This window comes from uncultured Spongiibacter sp., assembly GCF_964011655.1.
Lineage (GTDB): Bacteria > Pseudomonadota > Gammaproteobacteria > Pseudomonadales > Spongiibacteraceae > Spongiibacter > Spongiibacter marinus.
Window position 1 is genome coordinate 73,607 of sequence record NZ_CAXGPO010000004.1, and the last position, 26,349, is coordinate 99,955.

At 55.6% G+C, this 26,349-nt stretch carries 20 protein-coding genes and 1 tRNA gene; 8 read left to right on the plus strand and 13 right to left on the minus strand.

Annotated elements, in window-relative coordinates; translation table 11 throughout:
• Positions 1-14 precede the first annotated feature (14 nt).
• Genes ABNS66_RS03580 through ABNS66_RS03600 form a run of 5 tightly spaced genes read right to left on the minus strand, consistent with a single transcriptional unit; the run spans position 15 to position 4,667 of the window.
• Positions 15-746 carry a sulfite exporter TauE/SafE family protein gene (locus ABNS66_RS03580; protein WP_286694267.1) on the minus strand — a complete coding sequence of 244 codons (732 nt, stop codon included), beginning with the start codon at positions 744-746 and terminating at the stop codon, positions 15-17.
• Entirely contained in the window at positions 746-1,531 is a 786-nt protein-coding gene (locus ABNS66_RS03585) for an SDR family NAD(P)-dependent oxidoreductase (protein WP_286694268.1), read from the minus strand. Before ABNS66_RS03585 ends, ABNS66_RS03580 begins: the two co-directional genes overlap by 1 nt.
• Positions 1,528-2,460: an SDR family oxidoreductase gene (locus tag ABNS66_RS03590; protein WP_286837580.1), complete on the minus strand. Its 933-nt coding sequence runs from the start codon at positions 2,458-2,460 to the stop codon at positions 1,528-1,530. The genes ABNS66_RS03585 and ABNS66_RS03590 overlap by 4 nt, the downstream gene beginning before the upstream one ends.
• The gene (locus ABNS66_RS03595) at positions 2,453-3,355 is read right to left on the minus strand and encodes a bile acid:sodium symporter family protein (protein ID WP_204995079.1); all 903 of its coding nucleotides are present in this window, start codon (positions 3,353-3,355) and stop codon (positions 2,453-2,455) included. The genes ABNS66_RS03590 and ABNS66_RS03595 overlap by 8 nt, the downstream gene beginning before the upstream one ends.
• Positions 3,345-4,667 carry an NAD(P)-binding domain-containing protein gene (locus ABNS66_RS03600; RefSeq protein WP_286837577.1) on the minus strand — a complete coding sequence of 441 codons (1,323 nt, stop codon included), beginning with the start codon at positions 4,665-4,667 and terminating at the stop codon, positions 3,345-3,347. The genes ABNS66_RS03595 and ABNS66_RS03600 overlap by 11 nt, the downstream gene beginning before the upstream one ends.
• Before the next feature lie 97 nt (positions 4,668-4,764).
• Here ABNS66_RS03600 and ABNS66_RS03605 point away from each other — a divergent pair, with 97 nt between their 5' ends.
• Entirely contained in the window at positions 4,765-5,724 is a 960-nt protein-coding gene (locus ABNS66_RS03605) for an AraC family transcriptional regulator (protein WP_286837575.1), read from the plus strand.
• A 69-nt stretch (positions 5,725-5,793) separates the two neighbouring features.
• Positions 5,794-6,213, plus strand: coding sequence for a BLUF domain-containing protein (locus ABNS66_RS03610; protein ID WP_286837573.1), 420 nt, complete (start codon positions 5,794-5,796; stop codon positions 6,211-6,213).
• A 24-nt stretch (positions 6,214-6,237) separates the two neighbouring features.
• Here the strand turns inward: ABNS66_RS03610 and ABNS66_RS03615 are convergent, their stop codons facing one another.
• Both ABNS66_RS03615 and ABNS66_RS03620 read right to left on the minus strand, forming a co-directional pair.
• Positions 6,238-7,362, minus strand: a complete 1,125-nt coding sequence (locus tag ABNS66_RS03615) for a hypothetical protein (protein ID WP_286837566.1) — start codon at positions 7,360-7,362, stop codon at positions 6,238-6,240.
• A 116-nt stretch (positions 7,363-7,478) separates the two neighbouring features.
• Positions 7,479-8,747 (minus strand): aminotransferase class I/II-fold pyridoxal phosphate-dependent enzyme, encoded by a 1,269-nt coding sequence (locus ABNS66_RS03620; protein ID WP_286694273.1) that lies wholly within the window; start codon positions 8,745-8,747, stop codon positions 7,479-7,481.
• A 211-nt stretch (positions 8,748-8,958) separates the two neighbouring features.
• Here ABNS66_RS03620 and ABNS66_RS03625 point away from each other — a divergent pair, with 211 nt between their 5' ends.
• Positions 8,959-11,964, plus strand: a complete 3,006-nt coding sequence (locus ABNS66_RS03625) for an ImpA family metalloprotease (RefSeq protein ID WP_286837564.1) — start codon at positions 8,959-8,961, stop codon at positions 11,962-11,964.
• Positions 11,965-12,042: 78 nt separating this feature from the next.
• On the plus strand, positions 12,043-12,582 hold the full coding sequence (locus ABNS66_RS03630) for an isochorismatase family protein (protein WP_286837562.1): 540 nt from the start codon (positions 12,043-12,045) through the stop codon (positions 12,580-12,582).
• A 73-nt stretch (positions 12,583-12,655) separates the two neighbouring features.
• Here the strand turns inward: ABNS66_RS03630 and ABNS66_RS03635 are convergent, their stop codons facing one another.
• The 3 genes from ABNS66_RS03635 to ABNS66_RS03645 form a co-directional block, all read right to left on the minus strand.
• Positions 12,656-15,058 carry a neutral/alkaline non-lysosomal ceramidase N-terminal domain-containing protein gene (locus tag ABNS66_RS03635; RefSeq protein ID WP_286837560.1) on the minus strand — a complete coding sequence of 801 codons (2,403 nt, stop codon included), beginning with the start codon at positions 15,056-15,058 and terminating at the stop codon, positions 12,656-12,658.
• A 168-nt stretch (positions 15,059-15,226) separates the two neighbouring features.
• Positions 15,227-16,423, minus strand: a complete 1,197-nt coding sequence (locus ABNS66_RS03640) for a cytochrome P450 (RefSeq protein WP_286837558.1) — start codon at positions 16,421-16,423, stop codon at positions 15,227-15,229.
• Positions 16,424-16,437: 14 nt separating this feature from the next.
• A complete protein-coding gene (locus ABNS66_RS03645; RefSeq protein ID WP_286837556.1) occupies positions 16,438-16,884 on the minus strand; it encodes a 2,4'-dihydroxyacetophenone dioxygenase family protein in 447 nt (148 codons plus the stop codon).
• Positions 16,885-17,043: 159 nt separating this feature from the next.
• Between ABNS66_RS03645 and ABNS66_RS03650 the strand changes: the two genes are divergently transcribed.
• A complete protein-coding gene (locus tag ABNS66_RS03650) occupies positions 17,044-17,361 on the plus strand; it encodes a multidrug efflux SMR transporter (protein ID WP_204995089.1) in 318 nt (105 codons plus the stop codon).
• Between the two features lie 78 nt (positions 17,362-17,439).
• Here ABNS66_RS03650 and katG read toward each other — a convergent pair whose 3' ends face one another.
• Complete coding sequence (gene katG / locus ABNS66_RS03655) at positions 17,440-19,551, minus strand: catalase/peroxidase HPI (RefSeq protein WP_286837617.1); 2,112 nt, start codon at positions 19,549-19,551, stop codon at positions 17,440-17,442.
• A 620-nt stretch (positions 19,552-20,171) separates the two neighbouring features.
• Between katG and fusA the strand changes: the two genes are divergently transcribed.
• Complete coding sequence (gene fusA, locus ABNS66_RS03660) at positions 20,172-22,256, plus strand: elongation factor G (protein ID WP_286837554.1); 2,085 nt, start codon at positions 20,172-20,174, stop codon at positions 22,254-22,256.
• A 238-nt stretch (positions 22,257-22,494) separates the two neighbouring features.
• Positions 22,495-23,718, plus strand: a complete 1,224-nt coding sequence (locus ABNS66_RS03665) for an alpha/beta fold hydrolase (protein WP_286837552.1) — start codon at positions 22,495-22,497, stop codon at positions 23,716-23,718.
• 246 nt (positions 23,719-23,964) lie between these two features.
• Here ABNS66_RS03665 and ABNS66_RS03670 read toward each other — a convergent pair.
• Positions 23,965-24,041: transfer RNA gene (locus ABNS66_RS03670), tRNA-Met, on the minus strand.
• Between the two features lie 119 nt (positions 24,042-24,160).
• A complete protein-coding gene (locus tag ABNS66_RS03675; protein ID WP_204995093.1) occupies positions 24,161-24,928 on the minus strand; it encodes an SDR family oxidoreductase in 768 nt (255 codons plus the stop codon).
• A gap of 255 nt (positions 24,929-25,183) precedes the next feature.
• Between ABNS66_RS03675 and ABNS66_RS03680 the strand changes: the two genes are divergently transcribed.
• Positions 25,184-26,335 (plus strand): 1-acyl-sn-glycerol-3-phosphate acyltransferase, encoded by a 1,152-nt coding sequence (locus tag ABNS66_RS03680; protein WP_204995357.1) that lies wholly within the window; start codon positions 25,184-25,186, stop codon positions 26,333-26,335.
• Positions 26,336-26,349 lie beyond the last annotated feature (14 nt).

The following is a 26,349-nucleotide window of genomic DNA, read 5'->3' on the forward strand; positions in this document are numbered from 1 at the left end:
GTGTTCTGGTGTGCTTAAAAGCCGGTAATGATCAGCAAACTACCGGTAAAAAGCAGCAGGGCGTAAACCACATTGCGAAAACGTTGCTCGTCTACCCGGTGGTGGAGATATTCACCTACGACGACGCCGGCGACTAACACCGGGGCAATTGCGGCGACCTTGGGTAGCGCGGTGTAGAGGCTTCCATCAATGGCGAAGACGACGGTGAGTAAGCTGTTTAAGCTGAACCACACGGTGATCAGTGTGGCGCGAAAAGCCGCTTTATCAAGTTGGGTGCCCGTCAACGCATAGACCAGTAACGGGCCGCCAGAGGCGTAGAGGCCGTGGGTAATCCCGGCGCCCAGCATCCAGCCCCGTGTCCACAGCGCGCCGTGACGGCGGCTGCTCAAACCGCGATAGGCGCGCAGCAGCTCGCGCCCCGCAAACCAGACAACCAGGGCGCCAAATAATAATTGCAAAAGCTGATCGCCGAGCCAGGGCCTCAACAGATAGCCCGCCAAGGTGCCACTAACCATTAACGGCAGAATCAGCTTAAGTAAGGTGGGCCAATGAATGTGCTGGTGGTGGCGGGCCAGTAGGTAGCCTGTCATACAGATATTCAGCGGTACCAGCACGGGTAGCATGGCCTCAATGGGTAGCAACAAGGCGCCGAGTGATAGGGCGATAACAATGCTGCCAAAGCCGGTGATCGCTTCAATGCTGTAGGCAACAAAAACGAAAATCGCCAGAAGAATCCAAGGGTCCATTAATGCTGCTCCAGTTCCACGGCAAATTTGCGCCGCATTAGGCGGTGGAAGGTTGTTGGCGCAACGCGCCACAGCAAGCTTGCCAACCAAATGCCGCGATGGGGAAACAAGTGTGGTTTGCGCCGTTCGGCGGCCTGTAAAATTGCTGCGGCCAGCGGTTCGGGCTCGCCAATGCCGCCGAGGGTGGAGCGTGCGTGCCGCGCAGCGTTGCCATCGGCACCGAGGGCATTTTGTTCGATATTGGTGTTCACGAAGGCGGGGTAGACCATCAGTACGTGCACACCATTGTCCTGTTCTTCGCCGCGTAGTACTTCAAAGAACTGACTCAGTGCAGATTTAGCGCTGCAATACGCGGCTCGGCCGAGCACCGGCATCCAGCCCGCCATTGAGCCAATGTTAATGATACTGCCGCGGCTGCGTCGCAGCAGCGGGAGTAAGGCCATGCTAAGCGATACAGGGGCTTGCCAGTCGATAGCCATTACCTTTCTAAACACCGCCGGATCAGTGTGGCCGGCGAGAGAGCGGTGGGTAATACCGGCGTTATTCACCAGGATATCCAGGCGTCCACTTGCGGTGATGGCCTGAGCGACAGCGTCGATAGCGGCTGCATCGGCAAGGTCGGCAACAACGGTGTGCACACGCTCGTTGCCGAGTGCTGCGCTGCGTTGCTGCAGTCCCTCGGCGTCGCGGTCGACGAGCCACACGCAGTCACCGCGTTGATAAAACTGTTGCGCCATCGCCCAGCCGAGCCCGCTGGCGGCACCGGTAATGAGTACTGTCTTCATAGCTGCCCCCGGGCGCGGGCGTGGTCGATAAACAGCTCCAATACTTGCGCTGAACTCAACTGCGGTTGATAGCCAAACTCTTCTTTCAAACGGCGATTACTCAGTACCGGGCGATAGCGCAAGAAGTTAATCTGCTCGGGTCGATAGCGGCTTAGGCCGAGTCGATGCCCCACTGCGAGGGCGGTTTTAAGCAGCGCCGCAGGTAAGCGCAACAGGGGTTTGTTTAAACGCTTTGCCACTTCATCAATGCGCAGGGCGCCGTCACCGGCGAGATTAAACATGCCCACTTGGGATTCAATAATGCCTTTCTCCACAATCCGGAGCAGGTCTTCGTCCCAGATAAAGACAAAGGGCGAGTCAGAGCCGCGAATAGCCAACAGGCGTTTCTTCTCAAACAGCTGGGTAATCTGATTGCGGGTTTGGCGCCCCAGTACAGTGCCTGGGCGCAAAATGAGCTGCTTGAGCTCCGGGTGCGCGCGGCGCTGCTCGGCTAAATACTCTTCAACCAAACGCTTGTGGCGGGCATAGGCAAATTCGTCATTGCCGCGCAGCGGGTCGCTTTCATCGATCCAGCTGGGGTTGTCGGGATGGTAGCCATAGGCTGCGCCGGAGCTGGTGACGGTGAGGTGTTGTACACCGGCCTTCAGGCAACAATGCACAACATTGCGCGTGCCGTTTACGTCGATATCGTAGTCGCGCTGCTCGTCGCCGCTGGCTTCGAGTACTGAGGCGAGGTGCACAACGTGGCTGACCTGGTGCTCGCTCAGAATGTCAGCCAGCTTCGGGTCGCGAATATCGCACTGGATGTGATTCGCGTCGTCAGTAGGGCGAATATCAACGCCAATCACGGAGTAATCTTCACTGAGTCGCTGGCTGAGTTGGCGACCGATATAGCCGCCGGCGCCGGTAATGAGAATACGTTTAGGCATGAATAGTCTCCGCGCTGCGCGACCAGTAAAAAGCCAAACAAAGGCCGGCAGCCAAATGCCAGAAGCTCCAGAAGCCTGCGATAAGCATCATGCCGCCCGCCTGGGGGAAAAACGTGAAAATGATCGACAGGCCGAGTGCTGAATTTTGTATGCCGACCTCCATGGTGACGGCGCGGCGCTCGGCCTGGGGAAGTTTGATAACGCGCCCTGCCAAGTCGCCAAGCAGCAGTGCGCCAGCGTTTTGCAGGGCAACGAGCAGCAAGATGCGGTCGGCGTACTCCATAAATAGCTGCTGGTTGCGGGAGAAGGCGATCACGACAAAGCACAGAAACACCAGCAGGGTGACCGCGCGCATGGGCTTTTCGGCGCGGGTGGCCCATTCAGGGTGGCGTTTGCCAACGGCCATGCCCAGTAGCATGGGCAGCACTAGTACCAATGCGACCAGCAGCAAGATATTCATTGGCTCCAGAGAAATGCCGCGCAGCAACTCCCGGGTGGCGGGGTTGAGCTGCGCGTAAAGGCCAAAATTAAGGGGAGTCATCACGATGGCCGCCAAGCTCGAAACGGCGGTCATGCTGACCGAGACGGGCACACTGGCGCGGCCCAGCCAGGTCATAATATTGGAGAATGTCCCGCCGGGGCAGGAGGCGATGAGTATCATACCCAGTGCTAATTCTGCGGGCACGGCGAAGGCGATTGTCGCCAGGCAGGTCGCTGCTGGCAGCAGAAGAAACTGCGCCACCAAACCGGCAGCGGGCGCGTGGGGTTGCCGCAATACGCGAACGAAGTCGTCACGGCGCAGGCCCATGGACACACCAAAGATCATGCCCGCTAGAATCCCGTTAAGCAGGATCAGGCTCTGGGGGCTAAACGCGACTTGAATATCAGCGTACATACGCGGCGTCGCTCTGTGGCAGGTCTCGTTGCAGTTGTTGAATATGCTGATTCACGCTGCGCCGATAGCTGTCTTTGTGCACGTAGTAGGCCATGCGCTCTAGTTGCAAATAGCGATAGCCGCCATCGAGGCGCTGGCCGCAGTGGCGTTTGATGTCGCGCTCCAATTGCTGGGCGGCTTTGCCGCCGGCTAATTGCTGACGAATATACAGAGCGACCATCTCGGCCTGCTCGCTACGACCCTCCCAGCCAAGCCCCGTTGCTTCAATCATGCCCATCACAAACAAATTGCGGTGCTCGGGATGGAACACATTTAAATACAGTGAGGGCGCACCGCCGTCTTGCCAGTTGAGGTGCTTGCGGTCGATAAATGGATAGTGGAGCTGGTAACCGGTCGCCTGCAAAATCAGGTCGTAGTCGGCGCATTCGCCATTGCTGAACTCGACGCTGAGGCCGTTGGTGTTGGCAATGTCGCCGCGGGCGGTGATGTCGCCATGACCAAGGTGATGCAGCATCTGTGAGTTGATCACCGGGTGTGACTCATACATTTTGTAGTCGGGATCGGGCAGGCCGTAGTCCGAGGGTTTACCCACCGCAAGGCGAATCATCAATGCGTCAAGGCGCTGTTTTATTGGCCTCGGTAGTGGAATCAGTCCGCCCAGCGTATCAGTGGGGCGGCCAGCGATAAACTTGGGAAGAAAGTAATAGCCGCGTCGCACCGACACGTCGACGGCGCTCGCGCGGTGCACGGCATCCACGGCAATGTCGCAGGCGGAGTTGCCACAGCCGACAATTAATACCCGCTTGCCGGCAAAGACTTCCGCATTGCGGTAGTCGGCAGAGTGCATTAGCTCGCCGGTATATTCACCGGGCAGCGCTGGCGCGTTGGGGTGATGCAGGGTGCCATTGGCGATTAGCAGGCCGTCGAAGTCTTCGATATGGCGCTTGCCATGCTGTTCGCTAACGATCCGCCAGCCGCCATTGTCGAGCGGGCTAGCATCAATCACTTTGGTGTTAAACCGGTAGTGAGGGTAGAGGCGGAAGTGCTGGGCGAAGTCTCGGAAATACTGGCGCAGTTCGCTGTGATGCGGATAGGGTGCACCGCTTTTTGCCATGGGGAACTCTTTGAACTCGGTCATGTGGCGCGACGAGATCAAGTGGGCCGAGTCGTACATAGTGCTGTGTGGATTGTCGATGTCCCACAGGCCGCCAACATCGCTGTGCAGCTCAAATCCGGTAAAGGGGATGTCGTACTTTTGTAAATTCCGGGCAGCCGCCAAGCCCATCGGGCCAGCGCCAATTAATGCGTACATAGCACATACTCTTGTTATCATTATTGCAATACAGCTTAATTGAACAGCTATTGCGCGTAACGGCTTTTTCAGGACGGCAATCTGCCAATTCAGGACTATGACCGAACCCACCGTCACATTGCGGTTTACCCAAGGCTTGTTGCAGGCCGCCGAACGCCGGGGTATTGAGCTTCCCCCCGCGTTGAGTCGTCGTGTGCCGGAAACCGGGCGCACGCCTTTGGCGGTGCAAGATCAATTGTGGCAGGCCTACTGTGATGCCGTTGATGACCCCTTGGTCGGTTTGCAGCTTGGCCTGGGATTGCAGGTTGGCCACCTGGACCTTGTCGGCATGCTTCTGATGAGCTGCGAAACCCTCGGCGAGGCACTCGACCTGCTACTGGAATATCACCCCATTGTGGGCGAAGGGGGCGACTTTGCTCTGCGTCACGCTGGTGGCAACTGCCTGTTAATCTATCAGCCCCACTATCAAACTTGCCGCCGCCAGCGGGTGGAAGCGGTGCTGGCCTGCGTACTGAATTTAGCGCGCTGGGTCAGTGGTGGGGAGTTTGCGGTGCGATGTCTACAATTTACCTCGGCTGCTGCCGCGCCTATGGCCGACTATCAGCGCATGCTGGGTGCATCGCTGCAGTTTGACGCTCCCGAGGATGCGCTGGTTTTCGACCCCGCCTTAGTTGCCACGCCGCTTATCCAGGCAAATGCTGAGATTCGAGATCAGCTGAAAAAGCTGGCCGATAAACTGTTGCAGGACATGGAGCGGGGCGAATACAGCATGGCTGTGCAGCGAATGCTTCGCCTGCAGCCTCAGTGGGGTAAGGAGCGAGTGGCCGAAGCACTGGGTATGAGCGGTCGCCACTTGGTACGTAAGCTCCAGCATGAGGGCGTCACTTTCAAGCTGTTGCGCAGCAGCTTGTTACAAAAAATGGCGGAAGAGCGCTTGCAACGTGGCGAGCCGGTGTCGGGCATCGCCGAGGAGTTAGGTTTCTCTGATGAGAGTGCCTTTGCAAAGGCCTTTAAGCGCTGGTCGGGGCAAACCCCTTCGCAGTATCGCGAGCAGTGACGGTAACTACGTATCAACCTGCATCACCGCTTGTGTCTTCATAAGAGGCTCTGACTGCGGAGCGCTATTATGTTTTTAGCCCGTTTGATTTATACCAGTGAGGTTGTTGAAGGCTTCGACCAACTCGATATTGAAAGTATCTTGAGTGTGGCCCGCGAGCGCAATGCCGCACTGAATGTGACGGGGGTGTTGTTTTTTAACAGCCGTTATTTCCTCCAGTGCCTGGAAGGCTCCCGCAGTAATATCAACGCAATCTACCACCGTATTCTCAACGACTCGCGTCACACAAACCCGGTTTTGCTCGATTATCGTGAAATTGCCGAGCGGGATTTTAGCGCCTGGCAAATGGGCTACATCGCAGAGACGCAGAAAACACGCGACCTTTATCGGCAGTTCTCGCCGGTGAGCGACTTCAATGCTTATCGAATGTCTGGTGAAAGCTGCTATCGCCTGCTTAAACAGATGGCGACATCCGCACCGATGCTGTGAGGCCTGCTCACTGATGGGGGCGGACTAAAATTGATCGACCTGACAGCTGTCTTCAGGGGCGCGATGGTCGACGATACACTCGAAATAGGGCACTTCAGCGTTGTACTGTCCGTCCAGCATTTTGCGCAACTGCTCAAAGGCGGTGCGCATCACGGGATGGGTGGCATCGGCCTCACTGCCGTGGCCGGCTAAGTTGAGCGTACCATCTGCCTCCCCCGCGCCGAGAGTGCCTGTGCCGGTTGTGCCGGGGTCTTGGCCCTCGGGAATGCCCACCACCGTGAAAAACTGTGTAGCGATGCCCGCCGTCGTCAAAGCACCTGCCATCTCGCGGCCCTGGTTGTGGGGCACTAAGCCATCGTTGACCGGGTGAATAACCGTAGCGGCCTGTACGCCACCCAGTTGCATTTGCGCCGCGTGCAAGGCGGGGGAGCGACGTTGATAGGCCAGTGGGCACTCTGCCGGTGTGCCGCCGGTGTCGCGTTCTATGCCCGCTGCTGCCGCCATGGCGGTGGCATTGCCGGTTGCCTCTGCGGCGGCCTTTGCCTCGCCATAGGTTTCGACGAGTTGGCTGACGCCCTCTGCGGTAATCCAATAGTCATACAGCGCCTTGCCGTCGTCACTGATGGTGGCTGATTCGACGATGGCGGTGCCCGAAACTGCGCCGCCCATCGACACGCCAAACAGGTATACCGTGTCGATGGAGGGAAATTTTTCCAGAGCATACTCTGTGGCGGCAATGGTGTCGTAAGCTCCGCGTAGCGTGGGAAAGCCCAGGTTGTCGCGGTAGTCGGTGGCCACAAAAGCAACGCCGCCAGGGCTGTTTTCATAGTGCTGGGCCAGGCGCAATTCGCGCCGCATGTGGGGCAGCCAGCTAGCCTGGACGGTGTGGCCGATGCCATGGCTAAACACCACGAGCCGGGTAGGCTGTTCGCCGCGCTTAAATACCAGCAGCCCTTCAGGCAGTGGCGAGTTCGACGCGCTGTCGGGGACGCACGAAGGGTTGATATCCAGGGGGCTTATTGTGTGCTGAGACGCTGTGACAAAGGTTTCGACAATCGCATTGTCACTTTGGGTTTGGCTATCGCTGCTGTTGTTGCAAGCGGCGACAAGGAGCGCAGCAATCGCTGCGCTACATCGAAGAAACGTCATAGGCGGCCACCATTGTTTGCCGGGCGCGTAGGCGCCCTGCTTATTATTAAAATGACTGGCCGATGATTATTGCACGGTATTTATAATTTGTGTCAATGGCTGCCGCCTTAAGCACGCTACGCGTGCTCTAGTGCCTGGCTTAAGTCGGCCTTCAGGTCGTCGATGTGTTCGATACCAATCGACAGGCGCACCATGTCGGCACTAACACCGGCTTTTAGTAACTCTTCGTCGCTGAGTTGACGGTGAGTTGTAGAGGCGGGAATAGCCGCACAGCTCTTGGCATCGCCGATATTTACCAGCCGGATAATCAGTTGCAAGGCATCGTAAAAGCGCGCGCCGGCTTCGCGGCCACCGTCAATGCCGAAGCTGAGGATGCCCGACGCCTGACCCTTCATATACTGCTTGGCCAGCGCGTGATCGCGGTGGTTGGGTAGGCCCGCGTAGCTAACCCAGTTGACCTTGGGGTGGTCCTGTAGGAATTGGGCAATGGCCAGCGTGTTGTCATTAATGCGTTCCATGCGCAGCGCCAGCGTCTCCAGCCCCTGTAAAAACAGAAAGGCATTGAAGGCGCTCATCGCGGCGCCCATATTGCGCAGCGGCACTACGCGGGCACGGGTGATGAATGCCGCTTCGCCAACATCCTTGGCGTAATTTACGCCGTGGTACGACACATCAGGTGTCGTCAGCAGTGAGAAGCGCTCGGCGTGTTCAGCCCAGGGGAATTTGCCTGAGTCGACAATCAGGCCGCCAATACTGGTGCCGTGACCGCCAATGTATTTGGTAGCGGCGTGGATAACGATGTCGGCACCATGCTCAATGGGCTTCAACACAAAGGGTGACGGCACTGTGTTGTCGACAATTAAGGGAAGGCCGTGGGCGTGAGCTAAATCAGCCAGGCGGCGAATATCAACGATATTGCCAGACGGGTTGCCGATGGACTCACAGTAAATGGCCTTGGTGCGCGCATCGATTTGCGCCGCCATACCATCGAAGTCGTCCTTGTCGACAAAGCGCGCTTCAATGCCCTGGCGAGGCAGGGTGTGGGCAAATAAGTTGTAGGTGCCGCCGTACAGTTCGCTAATGGTAATAAAGTTATCACCAGCTTCAGCGATGGTTTGGATGGCGGCGGTAATCGCTGCCATGCCTGAGGCCATTGCCAGGGCGCCGACACCGCCTTCGAGGGCGGCAATACGCTGCTCAAGCACACTGCATGTCGGGTTCATAATACGGCTGTAGATATTGCCAGCCACTTTGAGGTCGAACAGGTCGGCCGCGTGCTGGGCGCTGTCAAACGAGTAAGACGAGGTTTGGTGGATCGGCACGGCAACGGCATTTTGATTATCTGGCTCGTAGGCGTGATGCAGTGCAATGGTTTCGTCGCGCATAAATATCCCTCTGGTAAAACGTCCCTGCCGGGGCAAAGCCTGTGAATATACCGCACCTATCTGTGGATGCCACCTTTTGGTGCGCCGGCTCGATGTGAACTGGGTGACATGTCGCAGTTGTTCAAACGTATTTCCGCTAGGCTTAAGCACAATAAAATAAATTTAGCATTGCGGCCCTTGTGCAGTGCTGCGTGTTTGGAGACGTCTCGCCGTGAAGTTCAATCCACAGATTTTTCTGATGCTACTAACACTCGCTTCGTGTGGCGGAGGTGGATCCAGTGGAAGTGACGGCGGCCAGCCTGCACCGGCAGCCGGTAATCAGCCCCCACAGATTCAGGGGCAGCCAGGCATCGCTCAAGAGGGGCAGGCTTTTTCCTTCTCGCCCACGGTGATCGACCCCGATGGTGATGCGGTGACGGTAAGGGCTGAGGGACTGCCCGGGTGGTTGAACTTTGACGAATCCACGCATGTCTTGAGCGGTGTGCCGACCGCAAGCGATGTGGGGCGCGGTGAATTGATCACCGTGACCGCAAGCGATGGCCGCGCGACCGCGACGTTAGAGTTTGTGGTTGACGTCGCCTTTGAGCCATTGGAACAGGCACTGCGTACCGGTGATGCGCGCTATGTTGACCGACCGCAGCGTTTTATTGACAGCATGCAGGCGGCATCCAATGACGCTGTGTCGCAAGGCGCGATACTGCGTCAACAGTTGTTTAACTTAGACATTCACGGGCAGGCGCGCAGCGATGGCAGTAGCTTGACGGATGTGTCTTGGAACCCGACTCACGATGCAGGGTTGCTGACCGCCACGTTTGGTGAGAATACGACGCTCTTGTTTAGCAATTCGGTAGCGCACTCAGATTACACGGTGCAATCGCAGGGCTTGGCTGTCGCGGGTGAGCAGGCGGGGAAGAACCGCAATGCCGCTTTCGTCGCGCTGGCGAGTAATCCAATGCGCAATGTCTATCGCGATAGCGCAGCGGTAAATAGCCAGATGCAGCAATGGCTGCGCAACAGCGTGGACTGGTTGCGGGGCGGCGACACGCGGGCGACATTTAACGTAGTGATTGCCCAGATGAGTCAAAGCTACTATTTCCCAGACCGCGTTGCTACCCGGCAGTGGCTGGAGGAAAACTACCCCGAGCAAGTGGCCTACAATGAGCCCCAAAGCTGCGATGGTTCGGCACTGGCAGGCTGTTTGGCAGCGCAGCCCGACCTACTGATTGTCTCGCAAGTATCTGCTGAAGGAGCGGCGGGCGACGACGCTCGCAGGGCGATTGAACAGTGGTTGGCGGAAGGTAAACCACTTTTATATCTGCATCACGATGGCGACCTTAAGCCACTGGGAGAGGCGACCTTCGAGCAGCTTGGTGTGACCTATGCGGGCGATAATTACTGGCGGCGGCTCAGTGTTGAGGGCTATGACGTGAGGGGGCAACTAGATCGTGTTCCAGTAGAAGTGGAGGCGATTAATAGCCTCATTGCCCGGTTTGAATCCGGTGATTTCAGCGTGGATTTGGGCCTCTGTGCAGATAAAAACTGCCCTGCCGAGAGTGGGTATGCTCAGGAGTTCGGTGAGGCGGCGGAGTATGCGCAGCAGTTTTTCCGGCAACTGGATAGCCAGTCTCAGCCACTCTTTGATCGCGGTGGAATGCGTTATTACAAGTCGCTGTTGTTATTGGCTGATAGCTATCGGCAGACAGTGCGCTTTCCCATGGATAAACTGACCACCCCGACACCGGTGTTTTTGCAGGCGTATTTTGCCGACCATGTTCAGTATCAGCGCCGGGATATTAATCCAGTACCGGCTGATATGGGGAACTTTAGCCGCAGTGACTTCAGCCACATTCGGCCAGTTAGCCGCAGGGTGAAGCTAACTAGTCGGCGGCACTTTCGTGCGGCGGGTGTCTACGCGTTGCCCGGCAGAACGGTGACAGTTAGGCGAATCGACAGCGCTGCGGTAGCCACCACCATTTTTGTGAATACCCTGCGCAGTGGCGCGACCCACCCCTTCAATGAGAATGCTTATTCGCGTCCGAAATTTTTGCGGGGTCAGGCTTTGGCGCTGGCGCCCGGTCAGACCTTGCGATTTACCTCTGCCTACGGCGGCCCTATCCAGATTGGCTTTGACCGCAATGACAAGCAGGTAGAGTTTGAATTCAGCGAGGTGGGAGAGCACCCTTACTGGGCGGGAGAGGGTGACAATGCGGATTTTGCCGCCGCGATGGCACGTGGCGACTATGACTGGGCAGAACTCTCCACACCGGGCTTTGAAGTGCATTCCAAGCTGGAAAAAATGCGCAGCTCTATCGCCGAGTGGCGCAGCGCCGCCGAGCTGGCCCAAGCGACGGAGCGCTATATGTATAACTTTGCTCATGTACTGGCGGGCTTTCAAGGAGAGGGAATAGACCGTGTCAGCGAGATTCACCAATTCGCTGAGCAACGGGGTTGGCAGCTAGACACCATCGATATGGTGAAGCATATGAACGCCGACCAAGCGACGTGCGGCTACGGCTGTTCCGGAAACCCCTACGATGCGTACTGGTCTTTTAATCCGATAGGGCACGGTGACCTACACGAATTGGGTCATGGCCTTGAGCGTGGGCGCTTTAGATTCGCGGGTTGGGACGGCCATGCCAGCACTAATCCCTACTCCTACTATGCTAAATCTCAGTATTTTCTCGATACTGGTGAGGACCCCGGGTGTCAGGCACTGCCGTTTGATTCGTTAAAGCAAGCCTTGCTTGAAAGCCGCGCCAGTGCGGACCCCTTCGCAGATATGCAGCGTCGACAATTGAACGGCTGGTCTGAGGGCGTGGCGATAACAATACAAATGATGATGTCGGCTCAGGCAGAAGGTGTGCTCAGTGATGGCTGGCACTTGCTGGCTCGCCTACACATTATGGATCGCATTTTTAATCGTGCTGACAACAGTGACGAAAGCTGGCTGGCAGAGCGTGAGGCCTTGGGCTTTTCTTCCTACTCCCGCGCCGAAGCGCGCGCACTTTCAAATAATGATTGGTTGGCCATTGCGCTGTCACAGAGTACCTCGCGAGATATGCGTGAATACTTGGCAATGTGGGGCTTAGCCATCAGTGATAAGGCCGCTGCGCAGGTGGCCAGTTTTGCTTACCCAAGCATGCCGTTGCGCTTCTTTGATAGCGGTGCCCGCGACTACTGCAATAATTTCCAGCCAGCGTCGATGGCAATGGATTAGATCTTGGTCTAATCCAGCTGAACTGGGCGTTGAAAACCCTTACCCTGTGGTATTCACATGCCAGAGGAGAGGGCGCCCATGTTGGATGAGCACGATGCCGGTTTATTGATTATTGATGTGCAGGGCAAGCTTGCACGGATGATGCACGACAGCGAAGCGATGATCGCCAATATAAGGCGGATGATTCGCGCCTGCCAAATACTGTCAGTGCCTATCGTTTGGATAGAGCAGTACCCACAAGGGCTTGGTGAAACCGTCGAGGAATTATCGGAATTACTCGTAGACTTAACGCCGCACATTAAGTCGACGTTTAGTGTCTGCGATTGTGAATCAACACTTCAGCCCCTTGAAGCCTCCGGTCGCAAGCAGTGGATGGTGTGTGGCATTGAGGCACACATCTGTGTGTATCAAACCGTGGTGGGTATGTTGCAGCGGGCTTATCAGGTAGAGGTTATTAGTGATGCAGTATCCTCTCGAGCCGCTAGTAATCACCAGCTCGCTTTGCAAAAAATGCATGAGCATGGTGCGGGGCTAAGTAGCGTTGAGATGGCGGTTTACGAGCTGTTGAAGGATTCGGCGCGGCCAGAGTTCAAGGCCATGTTGCCACTTATGAAATAGCACGCCAACGTGCCTTTTGGATCAATATCACGGCGATGCCCGGCCCCTGTGGAAACAGAGGCCGGGCAAGTGCTTAGGGGCAGTTTGAGATAGGTTCGGAGATGGTGAAACTGCTCGACACCCCTGAGTAGGCTTGTTTTGGTAGTACCAGGGTTTGTGCCGCACCTTCATGACGCAGGCGGTACGTACCCGCGGGCGTGTTGCGGGGGATATGCCAAGTGACCTCAGCCGTAGAGGGCCCAACTTCCGGTAGCTCTATGGGTAGCGGTGAGGGTAGCAGGGGCTGCCACGAGAACAACAGCTCGGGGTCTTTGTCGGTAGCAACGACCTGCCATTGTTGGTCTTCTCCCAGGCGTTCGGCATACACGTAGCTGGATTGTATTTTCAGATCATTGCGTGGGTGGCCGGCCTGGAAGCTGGCGGTAACGGTGTCGCCGGGCGCCGCACTGCTGGGCGCGTCGGTAACAACATCGCCATAGCTTTTGCCCAGGCCCGGTAAGTCACTGGGAATATAGGGCAGGCGAATCAAAATTGGCGAGCCATCAACGTAGCTTGGCCCCTCGGGCGAGGCCTGGCCCTCGGCAAGTGAGCGCGCCAGACGCCGGCTTTCTTGTTCCACCGCAGCCAAAGACCACGGGCCAAAGATGGTGGACCCACCTTCATACTGTTGAACTGAGTATTCCTCGCGGGTTGTCAGGTAGTGGGAGTACTCGTTGACCAAACCGGCGACGACAATGGTGTCGATGCCCACTGGCGCCAACAGCGGGAATAGTTGTTTTTGAATGCGTCGCGCCGACATCGTGGTCACTTCCCAGGGAATACCGAGAATCGCTAGATTCCCCATGCGGAAGAGCTGGAAAGGAACGATGCTGGGCTCAGCGGAAAGTGGTGGGCCAAGTGGAATGAGGATGGGCTTCTCGGCGTGGCAGGAGAGGTCGAGAAGGGGCAGTTGGTCAAGGTTGCAGAGCACTGCATTGGATAGCAGTGTTGGCGGTATCAAGCCCTGTGTTGCCGTTGCGATATCGCTAAGTGCTGCCGCGATGAGGTCGGGGTCGCTGTCGCAGCTAATTCCCTCGCGAGTGAAGCCGGGGCCGTCTTCGGCACCCGCACCAAAGGCGGGGCCAACTGCCGCCAAGCACGTGCGAATTTCTTCGGCATCAAGCTCCGCTGGGTGGTTAAGCGCATTGAGAACGGCTGGGTCAGTAACGCTGACCTCGTCCATTTTTACGTGGAAAAAGCGGTAGTCGATAGGGCCGTTCAGCGCCTTGCCTGTTTGGAAAAGGTCCAGCGCTTTGGCGAGCTGTTTTGTCCCCGAGATGGCGTTGGACTCGTAGGGGTCGGCGCCGCCGCCACGCGTTGGGTCGGGGTGGGGACGTTCAACAATAAAGATATTCGGCGAGGCATCGCCCTCATCTTTTTGAGCGAAGGCCGCGACAAAGTTGTCTTCGCCGTTGCCGGTTTCGCCGTAGCGAGTATTCATAATGCGTTCGAAGCCGAGCGATGCATAGCCCTTGATATCTGAACTGACTAAGTCCAGTTCTGAGCCGAGCACGGTTGGGTGGACGCCAAACCAGTTGATAACACCGACAGCTGAGCCGCTTTTGCGCACCATATTCAGCTGCACGACGCGCTTGTCGACAGTGATCTCTTCACCGCGGGTATTGATAAATTCCTCACGCTCTTGCTGGCTGTTTTGCTCAAAGGCAATCAAGGAGCGGTTGATATTGGTATTTAAGAGTTCGTCTACCGCTAACTGAATAGGGGCGGTCTCTGGGTGCGCCTGGATATTTTGGTGGGCCATTCTCAGTGCGGCCATCATACCGTCGACGATCGTGTCGAGCACCAGCTTGTCAAAGCCAAAGTGGAAGGTATTAAAGCCCTCGTAGTGGGAGTACCCCGCCGGCCCCTGGTGGGTGTGAGTCGCTGACAGCATGATATTGTCGGGCCCATAGTGTTGAGACAGCTCAGGGTCTTGGGCAACTTCGCGCAACACAGCCTGACGCATGGAGCCGAACACCATACCGGTGTCGGTGGACATGAATAATACGCGCTTGCCGTTGCAGGGGGACTCGATGGCGAAGGCGCGAGCGTACTGGCGCTGATGCAGACCGCTGAGAACCTGGGTAGGGCTCTCCCAGCCCATGCCGCTGGTATTGGCAACGGGCCCGGTGATGTCGTGAATGCCTGAACCGAAACGGTACTCGTTATTGTCAGCGCAACTCCCGGTGGGTTTGCCGGTAGCGGTGCCTGCGGCCGCTGGGGTAATCGCGAGCGTTCTGCTGGGGGCGTCGATGCCTTCCCCAACTTTTAAGTACTCACTATCGCGCATACATTGCGCTCGCTCTGCGTCGACAAAACGGTTCACCTGCTCGCTTGCCGGTGAATTTTTGCTGCTGGAACTGCTTCCCCCGCAGGCGACAAGCAATAGGCTAAAAGCGTAGATTAGTGGCTTGGCCAGTGATGAATTGGCAGGCATGGTAAATCCTTTTTTGGGGGCGAGAGCGGATTTCTGCGTCGAGTGTTTCGCAATTCGCGGGTAGTGAGCTATAGCGCCTAAGTTCTTAGGTTACTTTTATGTGACGACTGTGTCGATAGGCAGAATGTCGAGCGAACTCATGGTCAGTTCGCCCGACGGCTGGGCTTTCTAGCGTACTGACAGTTTTACCGGCATCGACTTAAACGCGTGGATGGAGTTGGAGCGGATGTAACGCGGAGGTGCCGTTTCCTCAACTGCTGAGAAGTTCTTGAAGAATTCCTCAAAGAATATCCGCGCTTCCATACGCGCTAAATTCGCACCGAGGCATAAATGTATGCCGTGACCAAAGGCCATGTGGGGATTGTTTTGGCGGTGTATGTCGAAGGTCATTGCTTGTTCGAAGACCGACTCGTCAAAGTTGGCTGAGCTGTACAGCATAACCACTTTGTCACCAGCCTTGATCGCGGTACCCGCAATTTCTGTGTCGCAGGTGGCGGTGCGCCGGAAGTAGTGCAACGGGCATGTCCAGCGCAGCATTTCCTCGACGGCGTTGCCGAGTTTGTCGGGGCTTGCCTCCAGTTCACGGTACAGGGCCGGGCGCTGCAACAGCTCATGCATGCCGGAGCTGATAAGGCCGCGTGTTGTCTCGTTACCGGCAACCGCAATTTGCACGAACAGGCTGGCAAACTCTGCTTCACTGACAAGCTCGCCGTCTATTTCCTGGTTGATGAGCAGTGATATTAAGTCGTCGCCATTTTTATCTTTGCGCTCACAGGCAAGCTCAAAGCCGTAGGTGCCCATTTCAATGCTTGCTTGCAAAACCTCCTCCTCAGTGCCGCCGAGGTCGGGGTCCGAGGACGAGGTTTGCATGTCTGACCACTGGCGAATTTGCGTCCACATGTCTCGCGGAATATCCATCAGCTGGCAGATAACCGCGGTGGGCAAGTCGCCGGCCAGGTCTTCAACGAAGTCGACCTCTTCACGCTCGCGCGCGGAGCGCATAATGTCTTGGGCAATCTCGCGAATTTGTGGCTCTAGCGCTTTGAGGCGGCTTGACGTAAAACGGCTAATCACCGCACGGCGGGGTTTGGCGTGGCGCGGCGGGTCCATGCCGAGCAGCTGGTTACGGGTCATTTCCAGGGTGCTTTCAGGGAGGTCGTCAACCAGCACAAAGCCCTGTTCTGCCGAAAATGTTTTAAAGTCCCGCGATACAGCCATTACGTCAGCATGGCGGCTAACGACCCAGTAGCCGCTGCCACCGGGATGAGGGTGCCAATAAACCGGGGCATGCTCGCGCAGCCACCGGAACTGGTCGTGGGGAATACCCTGTAGATAGTTGTCAGGGTTGTATACATCTATGTTCATCATTGGCTCCTGAGCTATTCCACCAGCACCTTGGGGGTGGGTAAGCCCTCTGCCTCACACATGGCCAGGTAAAAATCGAGGGTCATTTGCCCGTCGACCACCGAGGTAATATTGCCCTCGGCATCCAGATTGATATTGGAGCCATACATCTGGAACCAAACCCGGGTGTTGTCCTCGATGCACTGCAGGGTGTGTACAGAACCTGCGGGCTCGTAAAGAAACGACCCAGCCCGGTTTACGTAGTCGTACTCTTTATACTTCCAGGCGCCAGAGGTGGTATAGCCCCAGACTGGCCCGGTGTGCTTATGGGTTTCTACTTCGTAGCCTGCCTTGAAGACATTCTCGATAATCCATAATCCTTCGCCGCGTTTAACCTGCAATACGCGCAACAAACTACCGTCGCCGATGTCGATAAAAGGCATTTCGTCGGCGCCGATGTGGATGGCCTCGGGGATAGACATATTCTCTCCTGATGTTGGGTTGCTTTTGAATTGTTATCGGTGGTGCACACTTCCATCAGCCTCTACTATGAACAGGCTGTGGCGACTTGAACACCTCCATCTGGAGGAGGCCGCGGGGAGAAGTGCGCCCAGTAAATGAACGATCGATAAGGAGTGGTTGTGGCTTGGGTTTATCTGGTGTTAGCGGGTTTGTTTGAGATTGGTTGGCCGGTCGGCCTAAAACTTGCGCAGGAGGATAAAACGCGACTCCTGGGGGTAGTTGTTGCCGTCGTATTTATGGGCGTTAGCGGTATGTTGCTGTGGTTGGCGCAGAAGCAGATACCCATTGGCACCTCCTATGCCGTGTGGACCGGGATAGGCGCGGCGGGAACCTTTCTGGTGGGGGTGTTTTTTTTCGGTGACGCTAGCAGCCTGTTGCGCTATGTGGGAATCGCGTTGATTGTGGCCGGGGTGGCAACGCTTAAATTAGCGCATTAGAGCAACAGTGTTGGGTGATCCTCGCCTAAGCAGATACCTACGCTCGAATGAACGTAGGTATCTATAAGGTTCCCAGCCTTAAAAACGTCCGGCATTCATCACTTTATGCCATGCGTTTACAAAGTCTTTGATAAAGAGCTTATCGCCGTCCTTCGCCGCATAGGCTTCAGCAATGGCGCGAAGTTCTGAGTTGGACCCAAAGACAAGATCTACAGTCGTAGCCGTCCACTTTACCTTGCCGGTATCACGGCTGGCACCCTCGTAAAGGTTGTCTGACTTCGCTTTCCATTGCGTTGACATATCGACGAGGTTGACGAAAAAGTCATTGCTCAGCTGTCCTGGCCGGTCAGTGAGTACGCCGTGCTTCGAGCCATTTGCATTGGCATCGAGAACGCGCATACCGCCGATTAATGCGGTCATCTCCGGCACCGTTAAACCGAGTAGGTCTGCTTTTTCTATGAGCATCTCCGCGGGTTTGTAGTAAGCCCCATCACTGTAGTAGTTGCGAAAGCCGTCAGCCTTTGGTTCAAGTACGGCGAAGGACTGGACGTCGGTCATGCTCTGGGTGGCGTCGCCACGGCCTGAATCAAAGGGCACATCAACTTTGTGCCCGGCGTCCTTCGCGGCTTTTTCGATAGCGGCAGCACCGCCAAGTACGATCAAGTCGGCCATCGAAATATCGCTGCGGCTGTCCTCTTTGATTTTCTGCAAAGTAGCCAGCACTTTTGCGAGTTCGTCGGGGTTGTTGACGGGCCAGTCTTTCTGCGGGGCTAGGCGCACTCGGGCGCCGTTGGAGCCTCCACGCATATCGGTGTAGCGATAGGTTGAGGCTGAGGCCCATGCTGTGCGAACCAGCTCAGAAACGGTTAACCCGGAGTTGAGAACCTTGACTTTTAGTTTGCGGGCTTCCCGTTTACCTATTTTTTCGCCGGCTGGAACGGGGTCTTGCCAGAGGAATGTCTCAGAGGGAACGTTGTCGCCCAGATATCGTGTTTTTGGCCCCAGGTCTCTGTGAGTGAGTTTGAACCAGGCTTTTGCGAAAGCCTCATCAAATTGGCTGGGGTTTTTCCAGAAGCGTTCTGCGATTTTTCGGAACGCTGGATCTTCCTTCAATGCTAAGTCGGTAGTGAGCATGACTGGCGGGTTACGCTTCCCCTCTACATGGGCATCTGGGACGCTTTTGTGAAGGGCTTCATTTACCGGAACCCAGACTTCTCCGCCGCCGGGGGAAGTGTGTTTTTTCCATTCATTGCGAAACAGGTTGTCGAGATAGAGGATCGACCAGCGAGTGGGAGTTTGTGTCCATGCGCCCTCTAGGCCACTGGTCATGGTGTCTTCGGAGTGGCCTTTGCCACATTTGTTTTTCCAGCCCAGTCCTTGCTGCTCTATCGGTGCTGCCGCGGGCTCTGGGCCAACGCACGAGCCTTTGCTACCACCGTGCATTTTTCCGAGGGTGTGTCCGCCAGCGATTAGCGCGACAATCTCCTCGTCATTCATGGCCATGCGATAGAACGACTGCCGAATATCCTCCGCAGCCATTTTGGGGTCCATATTGCCGTTGCGCCCTTCTGGGTTTACGTAAATGAGTCCCATATGAACGGCGGCGAGCGGTTTCTCCAGTTTCCCTTCTTTATTAAATCGCTTGTCGTTGCCAAGCATCTCTGTTTCCGGCCCCCAGTAAACGAGGTCAGCTTCCCAATCGTCTTCGCGTCCACCGGCAAAGCCCAGTGTCTTAAAGCCCATCGACTCAAGCGCCACGTTACCCGCCAGAATCATTAGGTCAGCCCAAGAGACGTTCCGTCCGTACTTTTGTTTTACCGGCCATAGCAGGCGCCGCGCTTTGTCGAGGTTGGCGTTATCTGGCCAACTGCCCAGAGGCTCAAAGCGCTGTTGACCACCGTCTGCGCCACCGCGCCCGTCATGGATTCTGTAGGTGCCCGCACTGTGCCAGGCCATGCGAATCATCAGGCCGCCGTAGTGCCCCCAATCTGCGGGCCACCAATCTTGCGAGGTTGTGAGTGCTGCTTCGATATCTGCTTTCAGTTGGTCAAGGTCAACATTTTCGAAAGCGGCGGCGTAGTCGAAGTCTTCTGAGTAGGGGCTCGATTGTCGATCGTGGTCACGCAGTGCCGATAGATCAACTTGGTTTGGCCACCAGAAACTGTTGGGTTTCGCTTTACCGCTGAACATATTCTCTGCGAAAGCGCTGGCGCCGAATGTTGTTGCGATTGCTGCGCTCAGTGCTATTGCGGCTAGAGGTGGAAATTTTTGTTTTTGCATTGGATTCTCCTAGCTAGCGCGAAAATTATGGGTATGTCGAGCGTGATTCCAGCGTCGGGGCAATTGTGCATCCCAGGCAGGCGCCAGTAACCTCGCCCTATTCAACATAGTTCACTTATTGATCTGACGCGTGTTGATTTTTTCTACTGACTTAATAGCGAATGACTATCGACAGGAGGAGTTTCGGTGGCAAAACTTGCTTTTGGGGGTTGAGGGCGTGCTGCTAAGCCGAAAAATAACGGTAGGTGGATGTCTCTGGTTTGTAATTATTTGAATTTTAATGAAATTTTTAGAATTTTCTGCAAGCGTTCCCGGCGTCCCATTTAAGCGAAACACCCGAAATTGGGGGGCTGAAGGCAGTTTGTATTCTTGAATATGGCGCTTAAGGCCGTGTTCTTGGCAGGATTTTTCAGTCGTTTTGGAAAAATTCCACCAGATTTAGCATAATTCCGCAAAATAAGAGAGAAATTTTTTCTCACTTCCAGTATCGTAGCCAACCATTTTCAACCACAGCTTATTCAGAGACTGCCGTGACTGACTTATCCTTGTACCGCAACATCGGTATTTTCGCCCACGTTGATGCCGGAAAAACCACCACCACTGAGCGTATCCTCAAGCTCACGGGTAAAATTCACAAGCTTGGTGAGGTTCACGAGGGTGAATCGACGACCGACTTCATGGAGCAGGAAGCTGAGCGTGGTATTACCATTCAGTCAGCGGCTGTTACCTGTGAGTGGAATGGCCATCGACTGAACGTTATTGACACCCCGGGACACGTTGACTTCACCGTAGAAGTTTACCGCTCATTGAAAGTTCTCGACGGCGGTATCGGCGTATTCTGTGGTTCTGGCGGTGTTGAGCCCCAGTCTGAAACCAACTGGCGCTATGCCAACGAATCAAAAGTATCTCGCCTGATCTTCGTTAACAAGCTGGACCGCGTTGGTGCGGATTTCCTGCGTGTGACCGATCAAGTGAAAAACGTTCTCGGCGCCAACCCGCTGATCATGACGCTGCCTATTGGCCGTGAAGATGAGTTTACCGGCGTTGTCGACCTGCTGAGCAACAAAGCCTACGTTTGGGATGACTCTGGCCAGCCAGAGAACTACGAAGTGACCGACGTTCCTGCGGACATGGAAGAAGACGTTGCCATGTATCGCGAGCAGCTGATCGAAACAGCTGTGGAAATGGACGACGACTTGATGATGGCCTACATGGAAGGCGAAGAGCCCTCTATCGATGACATCAAGCGCTGTATCCGTAAAGGTACGCTGGAACTGGCTTTCTTCCCCACCTACTGTGGTTCGGCCTTCAAGAACAAAGGTATGCAGCTGCTGCTGGACGCCGTTGTTGACTACCTGCCAAGCCCCACCGAGGTTAACCCGCAGCCGTTGACTGATGAAGAAGGTGAGCCTACTGGTGAGTACGCCATTGTTTCTGCCGATGAGCCACTGCGCGCGCTGGCATTTAAAATCATGGACGACCGTTTTGGCGCCCTGACCTTCGTGCGTATCTACTCCGGTAAGCTGAACAAAGGCGACACCATTCTTAACTCATTCACCGGTAAGACTGAGCGTATCGGTCGTATGTGTGAAATGCAGGCCGACGAGCGCAACGAGCTGAGCAGCGCTCAAGCGGGTGACATTATCGCTATCGTGGGTATGAAGAACGTACAGACTGGTCACACACTGTGTGATGTTGACCATCCATGTACACTGGAAGCGATGGTATTCCCAGAGCCTGTTATCTCCATCTCGGTAACCCCGAAAGATAAGGGTTCAACTGAGAAAATGGGTATTGCTATCGGCAAGATGGTTGCAGAAGACCCCTCATTCCGCGTTGAGACAGACGAAGATTCTGGTGAGACCATCCTTAAAGGTATGGGTGAGCTGCACCTCGACATCAAAGTCGACATCCTCAAGCGTACTTACGGTGTTGAACTGGAAGTGGGTCAGCCTCAGGTAGCCTACCGCGAGACCATCACTCAGAAGATCGAAGACAGCTACACTCACAAGAAGCAGTCTGGTGGTTCTGGTCAGTTTGGTAAGATCGACTACACTATGGAGCCTGGAGAGCCTAACTCTGGCTTCACCTTCAGCACCTCGGTTGTGGGCGGTAACGTACCTAAGGAATTCTTCCCAGCAATTGAGAAGGGCTTCAAGTCGATGATGGAAAACGGCCCACTGGCTGGCTTCCCCGTGCTGGACGTTGCTATTAACGTTCATGACGGTGCCTACCACGCGGTTGACTCCTCGGCAGTGGCCTTCGAGATCGCTGCGAAAGGCGCTTTCCGTCAGTCTATGCCAAAAGCAGGCGCACAGTTGCTTGAGCCGGTAATGAAAGTTGACGTGTTCAGCCCTGAAGACAATGTCGGTGACGTAATCGGTGACCTTAACCGTCGTCGCGGCATGATCTCTGGTCAAGAGCCGGGTACAACCGGTGTTCGCGTTAAAGCCGATGTGCCTCTGTCTGAAATGTTTGGCTACATCAGCACCCTGCGTACAATGACCTCAGGTCGTGGCCAGTTCTCTATGGAGTTCTCGCACTACTCGGCTTGCCCAGCTAACGTAGCTGAAGAAGTTATTGCCAAAGAGAAAGAGAAAAAAGCAGCGAAATAACACCGCTAGCTAGTTCTTTTCGAAAGCCCCTGCGGGAATCCGCCGGGGCTTTTTTTTGTCTTCTGAAATAGTGTTGGGTGTTGACGTTGTTGTCTGGAGTGCCTGCGCGGGTAAAGGGCGCCAGCCCTATTAAACACACAGCACAGGGGACGTAAAACGTGTTAAATACTCACGAGCTTTGTGCACTACCGCGTTATCCGCGCTGGTAAAATTCCTCTTCCCTCAGGAGAGAGTGTTCATGTCTAAGCCCAAAGCGTCGAAAAACAAACGGCCACTATTAGCGGAACTGCGTAGCCAAGCGTTGCTGATGAATCAGCGGGCGGTGCAGGCTGCCGTGAATACTTATGACTGGGTATTGCGCCCCAAGCAATTGGTGAAGTCCGGGTTGACCGAGTATGAAACGGTTTACGCGGGGGATCTAATGAAGGTGCGTTACTACTCCCTTGTCGATGAAGACGAAATCGAGTTGGAAGATGGCAGCCGGATGCCGGTGCGTCGCCGCCAGCACAGTGTTCCCCTGGTGTTGGTGCCGCCTTTGGGCGTCACCGTAGAAACATTTGACCTGCTGCCGCAACGCTCGTTAGTGAGATATCTGGCGGCGCGCGGTTTTAAAACCTACCTGATTGATTGGGGGGAACCTCAGCGTCGCCATGCCCACCTGGGCTTGTTTGACTACGCGGACGAGATGTTTGCGATCGCACTGGACGAAGTTCGAAAACACTCGGGTAAAACGGATTTATCGTTAATGGGTTGGTGCATGGGTGGCCTGTTGTCATTGATCCACCTTGGATTGCAGCAAGATCCCAGAATTCGAAACTTAATTACCGTTGCCAGTCCGATAAATTTGCGCGGTGGCGGAATTGTGGCGGGGGCCGCACAGGCGATCAATGCGCCAGCGCAAATCGTTCGGCGCTATTCTGATTTTCGCCTCGAAAACCTCGACCCCAGCAAGCTTCAATTGCCCGCCTGGGCGACGACAGTCATCTTTAAGCTCACCGACCCGATCGGAAGCGTCACAACCTATTGGGATTTGTTGATGCGCTCGTGGGACCGCGAGTTTGTGGTTGCGCACTCGACCACCGCAAATTATCTGAACAATATGCTTATGTATCCAGCAGGCATGCTGAGAGATTTTGCCATAAAAGTCGCTGTGGATAATGACTTGGCAAGTGGCCGCATTGTTGTTGGTGAGCGGGTGGCTGAACTGGGGAATATTCAAAGTTCGCTGCTCGCCTTCGCTGGTGCGGGAGATGTGTTAGTGAAGCCGCCCATCGCCGAAAAAATCATGGACGTAGTCGGTGTGGATGTGGGGAATCATGACAAAGCATTCCGCATCGCCCCCGGAGGACACATGGGGGTAATCCTTGGAAAAAGTGCACTGGAAAGCGTATGGGCGCCTGCGGCTGACTGGCTGGTGTCGCGCTCCAAGCAGCGACCATATCAGGGCCCAGGCGGCGGATGACTTGTCGGTCAATTTTCCCCTCTTACTCTTATTGCCCCCGCGAGGTGCGCTGTATCTAAAGTGCCATGCATGAATTTTTACAGTGATTTAGGCGAATAGGGTGCCCGAAGGCCATAGTGCGTTGCGTTTGCTGCAAGCTAAATTTGGCAATGGGCACACTGTGGGCACAGAATGGGCACAGAGATGCTTTTACTCAGGCGACAAAAAAGGCGAATCTGCTAAGTGCATGATTCGCCTTTCTTTTTTTGGTAGCGGGGGCTGGATTCGAACCAACGACCTTCGGGTTATGAGCCCGACGAGCTACCAGACTGCTCCACCCCGCAATTGACTGGTTGTCTTGTTCTCTAAGACAGGTCGCGCATTATAGGGATGGCTTTGGGGGCTTGCAAGCCTTATGTGCGTTTTGTTTCAAATTTTTGAAAATACCGGTATTTAAAGCACATTAACCGCTGTGGCGAATGGAGCCATCGACAGGTAGCACGGTGCCGTTGATGAAGGATCCCGCGTCACTCGCGAGCAAGATGACAGGGCCGACAAGCTCGTCGATATTGCCCAGGCGTTTAGCAGGCATGCGCTGTATATAGGCTTTGCCGGCGTCGGTGGCGAAGAAGTCTTGGTTCATTTCGGTTAGGAACCAGCCCGGTGCGATGGCATTTACGCGAATGCCGTGACGCATTAGGTCGAGTGACATTGCCTGGGTGAGGTGGGCGACTGCCGCTTTTGAGGCGCAGTAAGTGGTTTGGCCACTCTGCGCCATAATTGCTAGTACTGAGGCGATGTTGATAATGCTGCCCTGTAGCCCGGCGGCGACCATGCGTGCGGCGCCTTCCTGCGCTACATTCCAAACCCCATTGAAGTTGGTGCCCATAACGAAGTCGCGAGACGCGTCGTCAATTTTAAGAAAGTTCTTCGGGTCGGCAACACCGGCGTTGTTAATGATGATGTCGGGTGTTCCCGACAGCGCTTCGGCGCGGTCATAGGCGGCATTGACGCTGCTGCGGTCGGCGACGTCCATCGCGACTGCATGGGCAACGCCCCCTGCGGCGCGAATTTCTTCCACCAGTGCGTGCAGTTTCTCTTCGCGGCGGGCACAGGCAATGATTTCCGCGCCAGCCTCGGCCAGCCCTTTGGCGATGCCGTGGCCCAGGCCCGATGAGGCCCCGGTAATTAGTACTCGACGGTTTTGCAGAGAGAAACGTTGCAGGCTCATTCGCTTATCCTTCGCTGTTTAGTTATTGAAAGTGTGCCCGATTAAAGCGGCTTTCGGCGCCGATAGGAAGCTCTTTTCATGCCCTGGTGTGACATTGCACGGCGGCGATGTCGCGTTAGGACCGTCGTGGCGCGGCTGCGCATCTTTTCAGCAATTGAGGTAGAATTCTGCCCTCAAATAATACCTCTCCCCCGATGGGGCGATACTGCTTCGGCGCGACGACGCAGCCGCCGAGGTCTGCGATGAGTGAATACGATGGATGAATTTGCCGATATTCGGCCCTACCGCGACAGTGAGGTGCGGGAGGTGCTGGATCGCCTGTTAGTTGACGATGAATTACTCAACGCCGTTGCTGCGCTGCGCATGCCAAAAGCCAGCCGTTGGTTCCCAAAGTTGCTGCGACCGCTGATCAGCGCAATTTTGCGCCGGCAGTTTAAGCGCGTTGTGTCTGTGGCAGATTTTCAGCAGCGGGTGAAGAGCTATATGGATAGCATGATCGCTCGTTCCACCAGTGCATTCACGGTATCGGGGCTGGAAAACCTCTCGGCGGATAAGGCATACCTGTTTATCAGTAACCATCGAGATATCGCTCTCGACCCCGCATTTGTGAACTATGCGCTCCATACCAATGGCATGGACACTGTGCGTATCGCGATTGGCGATAACTTGTTATCCAAGGCTTTTGCTGCCGATTTGATGCGTATTAATAAGAGCTTCATCGTGCAGCGCAGTGCCAAGGGGCCGAGGCAGATGCTGGCCGCATTTAAGAAGCTATCCAGCTACATTCGCCATTCTCTGCATCAAGAGCGCTCCTCGATATGGATCGCTCAGCGGGAAGGGCGCGCTAAGGACGGCAACGACGCGACCGAAGTTGCGCTGCTAAAGATGATCGGTATGTCGCAGCGTAAGGCTGACGAGAGCTACGCCGAATTTATTGCGGCGATGAATATTGTGCCGGTGAGCATCAGCTATGAATGGGACCCGCTGGATGCGGCCAAGGCCCATGAGCTGGCGCAGATAGAAATGGACGGCCGTTATGAAAAGGCCGAACACGAGGATCTGAAAAGCATCGCGACAGGAATTGTTGGGCAAAAGGGGCATGTGCATGTGCATTTCGGCACGCCAATGAGTGGCGACTACAGCGATGCCAGCGAGCTTGCCCAGGCCATCGATGCCCAGATCATTGGCAACTACCGCTTACACGGCAGCAACCTGTTGGCCTATATGCGCCTGTTTAACGACGAGCGCTGGCGCTCGGTCACCACCGCCGATGTGCCCGCCGCCGAGGTGGCGCACTTTGACGAGCACTTCGCTAATATGCCGCCCGACTATCGGCGCAAGGCGCTAGAGATCTATGCGCGACCGCTGATTAACCAATTGGCATTACAAGAGAGCACCTCTGCGTGAATTTGTCGGGAGCC

What these genes read in the sequence shown, in the direction of transcription:
- ABNS66_RS03580 (WP_286694267.1), bottom strand. Translation starts at nt 746, where the DNA reads ATGGACCCTTGGATTCTTCTGGCGATTTTCGTTTTTGTTGCCTACAGC.
- ABNS66_RS03585 (WP_286694268.1), bottom strand. Translation starts at nt 1,531, where the DNA reads ATGAAGACAGTACTCATTACCGGTGCCGCCAGCGGGCTCGGCTGGGCG.
- ABNS66_RS03590 (WP_286837580.1), bottom strand. Translation starts at nt 2,460, where the DNA reads ATGCCTAAACGTATTCTCATTACCGGCGCCGGCGGCTATATCGGTCGC.
- ABNS66_RS03595 (WP_204995079.1), bottom strand. Translation starts at nt 3,355, where the DNA reads ATGTACGCTGATATTCAAGTCGCGTTTAGCCCCCAGAGCCTGATCCTG.
- ABNS66_RS03600 (WP_286837577.1), bottom strand. Translation starts at nt 4,667, where the DNA reads ATGTACGCATTAATTGGCGCTGGCCCGATGGGCTTGGCGGCTGCCCGG.
- ABNS66_RS03605 (WP_286837575.1), top strand. Translation starts at nt 4,765, where the DNA reads ATGACCGAACCCACCGTCACATTGCGGTTTACCCAAGGCTTGTTGCAG.
- ABNS66_RS03610 (WP_286837573.1), top strand. Translation starts at nt 5,794, where the DNA reads ATGTTTTTAGCCCGTTTGATTTATACCAGTGAGGTTGTTGAAGGCTTC.
- ABNS66_RS03615 (WP_286837566.1), bottom strand. Translation starts at nt 7,362, where the DNA reads ATGACGTTTCTTCGATGTAGCGCAGCGATTGCTGCGCTCCTTGTCGCC.
- ABNS66_RS03620 (WP_286694273.1), bottom strand. Translation starts at nt 8,747, where the DNA reads ATGCGCGACGAAACCATTGCACTGCATCACGCCTACGAGCCAGATAAT.
- ABNS66_RS03630 (WP_286837562.1), top strand. Translation starts at nt 12,043, where the DNA reads ATGTTGGATGAGCACGATGCCGGTTTATTGATTATTGATGTGCAGGGC.
- ABNS66_RS03635 (WP_286837560.1), bottom strand. Translation starts at nt 15,058, where the DNA reads ATGCCTGCCAATTCATCACTGGCCAAGCCACTAATCTACGCTTTTAGC.
- ABNS66_RS03640 (WP_286837558.1), bottom strand. Translation starts at nt 16,423, where the DNA reads ATGAACATAGATGTATACAACCCTGACAACTATCTACAGGGTATTCCC.
- ABNS66_RS03645 (WP_286837556.1), bottom strand. Translation starts at nt 16,884, where the DNA reads ATGTCTATCCCCGAGGCCATCCACATCGGCGCCGACGAAATGCCTTTT.
- katG (WP_286837617.1), bottom strand. Translation starts at nt 19,551, where the DNA reads ATGTTCAGCGGTAAAGCGAAACCCAACAGTTTCTGGTGGCCAAACCAA.
- ABNS66_RS03665 (WP_286837552.1), top strand. Translation starts at nt 22,495, where the DNA reads ATGTCTAAGCCCAAAGCGTCGAAAAACAAACGGCCACTATTAGCGGAA.
- ABNS66_RS03675 (WP_204995093.1), bottom strand. Translation starts at nt 24,928, where the DNA reads ATGAGCCTGCAACGTTTCTCTCTGCAAAACCGTCGAGTACTAATTACC.
- ABNS66_RS03680 (WP_204995357.1), top strand. Translation starts at nt 25,184, where the DNA reads ATGGATGAATTTGCCGATATTCGGCCCTACCGCGACAGTGAGGTGCGG.